This window comes from Streptomyces sp. ADMS, from assembly GCF_033441795.1.
GTDB lineage: Bacteria > Actinomycetota > Actinomycetes > Streptomycetales > Streptomycetaceae > Streptomyces.
This window is the reverse complement of the sequence record NZ_JAVFVX010000043.1, coordinates 58128-65299: the sequence shown is the minus strand read 5'-3', so window position 1 is coordinate 65299 and position 7172 is coordinate 58128. Positions and strand designations below refer to the sequence as shown.

General features: G+C 71.3%; 8 protein-coding genes. 3 read left to right on the top strand and 5 right to left on the bottom strand.

All coding sequences use genetic code 11. The annotated features are described in order from the left end of the window. Window positions 1-194: 194 nt before the first annotated feature. On the bottom strand, window positions 195-995 hold the full coding sequence (hisN, locus tag RB628_RS20210; protein WP_318321882.1) for a histidinol-phosphatase: 801 nt from the start codon (window positions 993-995) through the stop codon (window positions 195-197). A 199-nt stretch (window positions 996-1194) separates the two neighbouring features. On the opposite strand from hisN, the gene RB628_RS20205 reads away from it, so the two are divergent. Next, complete coding sequence (locus RB628_RS20205; protein WP_318321888.1) at window positions 1195-1842, top strand: helix-turn-helix domain-containing protein; 648 nt, start codon at window positions 1195-1197, stop codon at window positions 1840-1842. Window positions 1843-1867: 25 nt separating this feature from the next. Here the strand turns inward: RB628_RS20205 and RB628_RS20200 are convergent, their stop codons facing one another. The 4 genes from RB628_RS20200 to RB628_RS20185 form a co-directional block, all read right to left on the bottom strand. Further along, on the bottom strand, window positions 1868-2191 hold the full coding sequence (locus tag RB628_RS20200) for a multidrug efflux SMR transporter (protein ID WP_318321881.1): 324 nt from the start codon (window positions 2189-2191) through the stop codon (window positions 1868-1870). 104 nt (window positions 2192-2295) lie between these two features. Beyond that, a complete protein-coding gene (gene rsgA / locus RB628_RS20195) occupies window positions 2296-3306 on the bottom strand; it encodes a ribosome small subunit-dependent GTPase A (protein ID WP_318321880.1) in 1011 nt (336 codons plus the stop codon). Window positions 3307-3322: 16 nt separating this feature from the next. After that, window positions 3323-4639 (bottom strand): 3-phosphoshikimate 1-carboxyvinyltransferase, encoded by a 1317-nt coding sequence (gene aroA, locus RB628_RS20190; protein WP_318321879.1) that lies wholly within the window; start codon window positions 4637-4639, stop codon window positions 3323-3325. 121 nt (window positions 4640-4760) lie between these two features. Continuing rightward, window positions 4761-5483 carry a M50 family metallopeptidase gene (locus tag RB628_RS20185; RefSeq protein ID WP_318321878.1) on the bottom strand — a complete coding sequence of 241 codons (723 nt, stop codon included), beginning with the start codon at window positions 5481-5483 and terminating at the stop codon, window positions 4761-4763. Window positions 5484-5533: 50 nt separating this feature from the next. Between RB628_RS20185 and RB628_RS20180 the strand changes: the two genes are divergently transcribed. After that, complete coding sequence (locus tag RB628_RS20180; RefSeq protein WP_318321877.1) at window positions 5534-6349, top strand: SOS response-associated peptidase; 816 nt, start codon at window positions 5534-5536, stop codon at window positions 6347-6349. A gap of 1 nt (window position 6350) precedes the next feature. Continuing rightward, window positions 6351-7001 carry an alpha/beta family hydrolase gene (locus tag RB628_RS20175; RefSeq protein ID WP_318321876.1) on the top strand — a complete coding sequence of 217 codons (651 nt, stop codon included), beginning with the start codon at window positions 6351-6353 and terminating at the stop codon, window positions 6999-7001. The last annotated feature ends 171 nt before the right edge of the window (window positions 7002-7172 follow it).

The window sequence follows — 7172 nt, the reverse complement described above, 5'->3', positions numbered from 1 at the left end:
GACAAACCCACTGGCCACAAACCTGAAACGGTGACCCGCGAAGTCCGGGCCTAGAGAGTTCCCGCCCCTGTTCACTGTCTTCGTGTGGCTTGTTCAGCGTTTCACAAGTTCACAAGTGGGGGGAACTTCAGGGTGGCAGTTAAAGGGACGGTCAACAAGGGGGCGCGTACGGCTGTTACGGGGCGTACGGGGGGTCAGTAGCGCTGGTTGAGGTAACCCAGCATCTCGTCGTGGAGGTGGCCGTTCGACGCCGCCGCGTCGCCGCTGTGCGGGCCCGGGCGGCCGTCGAGGCCGGTGAACGTGCCGCCGGCCTCCGTGACGATGATCGCGTTGGCGGCCATGTCCCACAGGGACAGCTCCGGCTCCGCGCAGATGTCGATCGAGCCCTCGGCCACCATCATGTACGGCCAGAAGTCGCCGTACGCGCGCGTGCGCCACACCTCGCGGGTCAGGTCCAGAAAGCCGCCAAGCGCACCGCGGTCCTCCCAGCCGGTGAGTGACGAGTACGCGAACGAGGCGTCGGTCATCTTCGCGACGCCCGAGACACGCAGCCGGGACGCCGAGGAGAGGCTGCGGCCGGTGAAGGCGCCGTGGCCCTTCGCCGCCCACCAGCGGCGGCCCAGGGCGGGCGCGGAGACGAGGCCGACCACCGGATGGAAGCCGCCCTCGCCCGCCTCCATCAGGGAGATCAGGGTGGCCCAGACGGGCACCCCGCGCACGTAGTTCTTGGTGCCGTCGATCGGGTCGATCACCCAGCGGCGAGGGCCGGTGCCCTCGATGCCGTACTCCTCGCCGAGGATCGCGTCGCGCGGGCGGGCCCGCTGCAACTGGCCCCGGATCAGTTCCTCGGCCGATTTGTCCGCCTCGCTGACCGGTGTCATGTCCGGCTTCGTCTCGACCTTGAGGTCGAGTGCCTTGAACCGGCCCATCGTCGTGGCGTCGGCGGCGTCCGCGAGGACATGGGCAAGGCGCAGGTCATCGTGATAGTCGGGCATAGGCGAACCGTATCTTTCACGGCAGCCGACGGGCTACAGGGGGCCGGGGTGCGGTTACCCGGAGTTTGCCCGGCTCTGCCGTCCCTGCCCGGGGTGCGAATGTCGATACGCGCTCCCTGGCGCTGTCGCGAACCCTTGACAGCGACTCCGTGCGCGTCAAACCTGGGGCGCAGAGCCGCTCGCCTCTGGGAGGCCGATGATGCCTGCAGCGCGGGATTCCCTGCTGGACGCCGCCTATTCGGCGCTCGCGCGCCGTCCGTGGTCCGCGGTGCGTATGGTCGACGTCGCGGCGGCGGCCGGAGTGTCCCGGCAGACGCTGTACAACGAGTTCGGCAGCAAGGAGGGGCTCGCCCGGGCCCTGGTCCGCAGAGAGGCCGACGCCTACCTCGCGGGTGTCGAGCGGGCGCTGACCGCACCAGCCGACCCGAGCGCCGGTGCGGGGGAGCGGCTCACCGCGGCCGCCGAGTGGACCACGTCGGCCGCCCGCGACAACGACCTCGTACGGGCCCTGCTCACCGGCTCCTGGAGTGAACGGCTGCCCTCACCGACGCTGACCGCCGTGCCGTCCGCCGCGGCGGTACCCGCGCAGCGAAGGGCCGACGGGCCGCTGCCCTCGCCCGGCGACTTAGTCGCGCTCGTCCGGGACCGTGCCGTGACGGTGCTGTCCGGCGCCGGTGCGGCCAAATCGGACGCGGCCAAGTCCGACGCGGCCGAGATGTCCCGTACCTGCGAACTGGCCGTCAGGCTCGCCCTGTCCTGCGTTGCCGCGCCCCCGGGGGAGGGCGGCGTCGCCGACCTCGTACGGAGCGTGCTGCAGAGGCCGGCTCCCGCTGCCGTGTGGAACTGAGTCCGCGGGCCGTCCCTGTCTGGTTCTAGTGCGACGAGCCGGACAGCTGGAGGCCGATCACGCCGATGATCACCAGGCTGATCGAGACGATCTTCAGGGTGGACACCAGGTCGTCGAGGAAGATCATCCCGTAGATCGCGGTGCCCGCCGCGCCGATGCCGGTCCACACCGCGTATGCCGGGCCCACATCGAGTTTCTTCAGGGCGAGGGTCAGCAGGCCGAAGCTGCCGAGGGCGAAGACGGAGAACGCGACCGTCGGCCAGAGACGGGTGAAGCCGTGAGACAGCTTCAGACAGACGGCGAAGCCGGTTTCCAGAAGCCCCGCCACAACGACCAGCAGCCACGCCATGTCTTGTCCTCCCCTGTGCCACGTCGACTGCTTTGTCCCACTCGGATCCGGCTCGGTGCGAGTATGCCCTTACCAGACCTCGCTCCGGTCAAACAACGCGGAGGTCAGTCGCCTTCCGTCCGCTCCCGTGTCGACAGCAGCCGGCGCAGGGAGTAGAGCCGCGCCGGATCGGCGTGCCCCTTCTCCACCCACTCGTCCAGTGCGCAGTCGGGCTCGTCGTGGCTGCACGCGCGCGGGCAGCCCTCCGTACCCGGTTCCAGGTCGGGGAAGGCGTGGATCACGAGGGACGGGTCGACATGGTGCAGCCCGAACGAACGTACGCCCGGGGTGTCGACCACCCAGCCCGCGTTGCCCGAGAGGGGGAGCGCGAGGGCGGAGGTGGTGGTGTGGCGGCCCCGGCCCGTCACCGCGTTGACGTGCCCCGTCGAGCGGCGCTGGTCGTTCGGCACCAGGGCGTTGACGAGGGTCGTCTTGCCGACGCCCGAGTGGCCGACGAACGCCGTGATCCTGCCGTCCAGTTGCTCGCGTACGCGGGCCACCGCGGCCCCGCTCTCCAGTTCCTGGCGGCTCGTGACGACGAACGGGATGTCCAGGGCGCCGTACAGCTCCAAAAGTTTGTCGGGCGGGGACAGGTCCGACTTGGTCAGGACCAGGAGTGGGGTCAGGCCGCCGGCGTACGCCGCCACCAGACAGCGGTCGATCAGACGGGGACGGGGTTCGGGGTCCGCCAGGGCCGTCACGATGGCCAGTTGGTCGGCGTTGGCCACGACCACCCGCTCGTAGGGGTCGTCGTCGTCCGCCGTGCGGCGCAGGAGCGAGGTGCGCTCCCCGATACGGACGATGCGGGCCAGGGTGTCCTTCTTGCCGGAGAGGTCGCCGATGACGGCCACGTGGTCGCCGACCACCGCCGCCTTGCGGCCCAGTTCACGGGCCTTCATCGCCATGACGATCCGGTCGTCGACCAGGACGGTCAGCCGGCCCCGGTCCACGGTGAGGACCATGCCGTCGGCCGCGTCCTCGTGCTTCGGGCGGATGTTCGTACGGGGTCGGTTGCCCTTGCGGTTCGGGCGGGAGCGGATGTCGTCCTCGTCGGTGTTCTTGCCGTAGCGGCGCATGATTCCGGTCCGCCCGTCAGTTCCCGAGCATTCCGGCCCACAGATCGGGGAAGTCCGGGAGGGTCTTCGCCGTCGTCGCCACGTTCTCGATCCGTACGCCCTCCACCGCCAGACCGATGATCGCGCCGGCCGTTGCCATGCGGTGGTCCTCGTAGGTGTGGAAGGTCCCGCCGTGCAGCGGGCGCGGGCGGATGTGCAGGCCGTCGGCCGTCTCGGTCACATCGCCGCCGAGTTCGTTGATCTCCTTGGTGAGGGCCGCCAGGCGGTCCGTCTCGTGGAGGCGCAGATGGGCCACCCCGGTGAGGGTGGACGGGGAGTCGGCGAGGGCCGCGACCGCCGCGATGCCCGGGGTCAGCTCGCCGACCTCGCTCAGGTCCACGTCGATGCCGTGGATCGCGCCGGAGCCCGTGAACTCCAGCCCGTAATCGGTGAGTTCGCAGGAACCGCCCATCTCCGTGAAGATCTCTCGGAGCCGGTCGCCGGGCTGGGTGGTGCGGGCCGGCCAGTCGGGGACCGTCACCTTGCCGCCGGTCACCAGGGCCGCCGCCAGGAAGGGCTGGGCGTTGGAGAGGTCCGGCTCGATCGTCAGGTCCCGGCCGAGCAGCGCGCCCGGTGTGACCCGCCAGACGTTCGGCTCGCCGCCGGACTCCGGGGTGTCCACCTGGGCGCCGACCGCGCGCAGCATGTCGACGGTCATGCGGATGTGGGGGAGCGAGGGCAGGGTCGCGCCGGTGTGGCGGACCTCCACGCCCTGGTTGAAGCGCGGGGCGGAGAGGAGCAGGGCGCTCACGAACTGCGACGACGAGGACGCGTCGATCGACACCGGGCCACCGTCCAGGGCACCGCCGCCGTGCACCGTCAGAGGGAGCGCGCCGCGGCTGTCGTCGTCGATGCGGGCGCCGAGGGCGCGCAGGGCGTCGATCACTCCGTTGAGCGGACGCTCGTAGGAGCGCGGGTCGCCGTCGAAGCGGATGGGGCCGTCGGCGAGGGCGGCGACCGGGGGCAGGAAGCGCATCACGGTGCCGGCGTTGCCGACGTCGACCGTGGCGGGGCCGCGCAGGCCGGAGGGGATCACGCGCCAGGCCTCGCCGGTGCCGTCGGGGCCCACGCCCTCCTCGATGCCGACGCCCATGGTACGCAGGGCACCGGCCATCAGCAGGGTGTCGCGGGAGCGAAGGGGGCGGCGGAGCCAGCCGGGCTCGGAGGCGAGGGCGGCGAGGACGAGGGCGCGGTTGGTGACGGATTTGGACCCGGGCACGTGGACCGTCGCGTCGACGGCTCCGCTCGCGTGCGGGGCGGGCCAGAGGGCGGTGTCTGCGGGGTTCGGGGCCATAGGTTTACTTTAGTGCGCGGCCGTTCCTCGGGTGCGGTGCCGTTGTGGCTGGTCGCGCCCCGCGGCGGAGCCGCAGACAGCTACAGCCCCGCGCCCCCTGACGACGCTCCCACGGTGCCCGTCATACCTCCAGCAGCCATCGCCCCCCGCCTATCAGCGAGCACAGGCTCACCGCGTGGAACAGGAACAGCCACAGCCCCGCCGGTACATGCGTGAGCCGGGACAACTGGTCCGCGTCCGAGTCGCCCGCTCCGCCCCTGCGGCGCTTTGCCTGGAGTTCGAAGGCCGGGCGGACTCCGCCCAGCAGCAGGAACCACACCACCGCGTAGGCGAACGCCGCCTGGATCTGGGGGCCGGCGAGCCAGGACACCGCCACGAAGGTGCCGCCGGTGAGGAACACCGTGAGGGCGCCGTACGCGTTGCGGATCATCACCAGCATCGCCACCAGCAGCATCGTGGCCAGCCACAGGAGGGCCGTGATGTGGCCGGCGGCGAGCAGGGCGGCGCCGCCGAGGCCGAGCAGCGGGGGAGCGGTGTAGCCGAAGGCGGCCGTAAGGATCATGCCTATGCCGTGCGGCTTGCCCCGGCTGACCGTGAGGCCGCTGGTGTCGGAGTGCAGGCGTATGCCGGTGAGGGTACGGCCGGTCAGCAGCGCGACCAGCCCGTGGCCGCCCTCGTGCGCGATGGTGATGGCGTTGCGCGAGAGGCGCCACAGGGGATGCGGGACGGTCACGGCGAGCGCGGCGACCAGGGTCGCGATCACCACCCACAGGTCGGGGTCGGGCTGGCTGCCGAAGATCTCGTCCCAGAGACCGGCCAGCGAGGTGGATGCGGTGCTGTCCATTGTCGGCGGAGGCTCCCTAGCGTCGCTTCGAATCTGGCAGTGTGGCATGTATGTGCGGTAGGTATGCAGCGAGTCGTGCGCCCGAGGATCTCGCAGGAATCTTTGAGGTCGAGCAGTGGGAGCCCGAGGAGACACTCGCCCCCGACTACAACGTGGCCCCGACCAAAGAGGTCTGTGCGGTACTCGACCGTCCCCTGAAGGACGCGGAGGACCCCGAACCGGTTCGGCAGCTGCGGAAGCTGAAATGGGGCCTCGTGCCGTCCTGGGCCAAGACGCCCGAGGGCGGCGCCCGGATGATCAACGCGCGCGCGGAGACCGTCCACGAGAAGCCCTCGTACCGTCGGGCCTTCACCACCCGGCGCTGCATCCTGCCCGCCGACGGCTACTACGAGTGGGTCACCGGGACCGGCGAGCGTGAGCTGGAGGTCGAGGGCAGGAAGAAGCGGCCGCGCAAGCAGCCGTACTTCGTGACGCCCGCCGACGGGTCGGTCTTCGCGATGGCGGGCCTGTACGAGTTCTGGCGGGACCGGACCCTGCCCGACGACCACCCGCGGGCCTGGTGGGTGACGTGCTCGGTCATCACCACCGAGGCCGAGACCTCCCCGCTCGCTGCCGCCCCCGCGGAGGGCCCGCGTGCCCTGGCCGACATCCACCCCCGGATGCCCCTGATGCTCACCCCGGACCACTGGGACGCCTGGCTCGACCCGGCCCGCACCGACGTGGACGACCTGCGCGCGCTGCTCGCGGCGCCGCCCACCGGGCTGATGCGCGCCTACCCCGTCTCCACCGCCGTAAGCAATGTCCGCAACAACGGACCGGAGCTGCTGACCGAGCTGGAGGGCCCCGAGGAGGGCACACTCTTCTGACGTGAGCACCGAGAACACCGCCGAGGCCGTCGTGGCCGTCGAGACCGACGCGGGCACCGCCCGCATCACCTGGCGTCCGGCCGCGAAGGCCCGCCTCGTCCTCGCCGTCAGCCATGGCGCCGGCGGGGGCATCGAGGCCCGGGACCTCCAGGCGCTCGCCGGGGAGCTGCCCGCGCACGGCGTCACCGTGGCGCTCGTCGAGCAGCCCTGGCGGGTGTCCGGGAAGAAGCTGGCGCCCGCGCCGAAGACGCTGGACGTGGGGTGGCGGGGAATCTGGCCCGCGCTCGCGGAACCAGGGCTGCCGGTGATCGCGGGCGGGCGCAGCGCGGGGGCCCGTGTGGCCTGTCGTACGGCCGGGGAACTGGGCGCCGTGGCCGTGCTCGCGCTCTCCTTCCCGCTGCACCCGCCCGGCAGGCCGGAGAAGTCGCGGGCCGCCGAACTGCTCGGGGCCGGGGTGCCCACCCTGGTCGTCCAGGGTGGCAACGACCCGTTCGGGAAACCGGCCGAGTTCCCGCCGGGGGAGCACGAGTTGGTGGAGGTGCCGTACGGCGATCATGGTTTCGCCGTGCCGAAACGGGCGCCTCTCGGGCAGGACGAGGCGCTGACGGTGATCACGGGCCGGGTCGTGGAGTGGATCGCGTCACTCGGGTGACGGCCGGGAATGCCGCGTCGTGGACCACTGTTGTGCGGATCAGATACCACGAGCGTGTGGTGACCGTTCGTACGAGAGGAAGTCCGCCGCATGGGTTCGACCATCTGCCCGAATCGACGCAGCAGCGCTGACCTGGACTGGACGGTGCTGCACGCGTCGAAGACCGCCCCC

Coding starts and splice junctions, on each gene's coding strand:
- RB628_RS20200 (WP_318321881.1), bottom strand. CDS start 2,191: ATGGCGTGGCTGCTGGTCGTTGTGGCGGGGCTTCTGGAAACCGGCTTC.
- rsgA (WP_318321880.1), bottom strand. CDS start 3,306: ATGCGCCGCTACGGCAAGAACACCGACGAGGACGACATCCGCTCCCGC.
- RB628_RS20205 (WP_318321888.1), top strand. CDS start 1,195: ATGCCTGCAGCGCGGGATTCCCTGCTGGACGCCGCCTATTCGGCGCTC.
- hisN (WP_318321882.1), bottom strand. CDS start 995: ATGCCCGACTATCACGATGACCTGCGCCTTGCCCATGTCCTCGCGGAC.
- RB628_RS20180 (WP_318321877.1), top strand. CDS start 5,534: ATGTGCGGTAGGTATGCAGCGAGTCGTGCGCCCGAGGATCTCGCAGGA.
- RB628_RS20185 (WP_318321878.1), bottom strand. CDS start 5,483: ATGGACAGCACCGCATCCACCTCGCTGGCCGGTCTCTGGGACGAGATC.
- aroA (WP_318321879.1), bottom strand. CDS start 4,639: ATGGCCCCGAACCCCGCAGACACCGCCCTCTGGCCCGCCCCGCACGCG.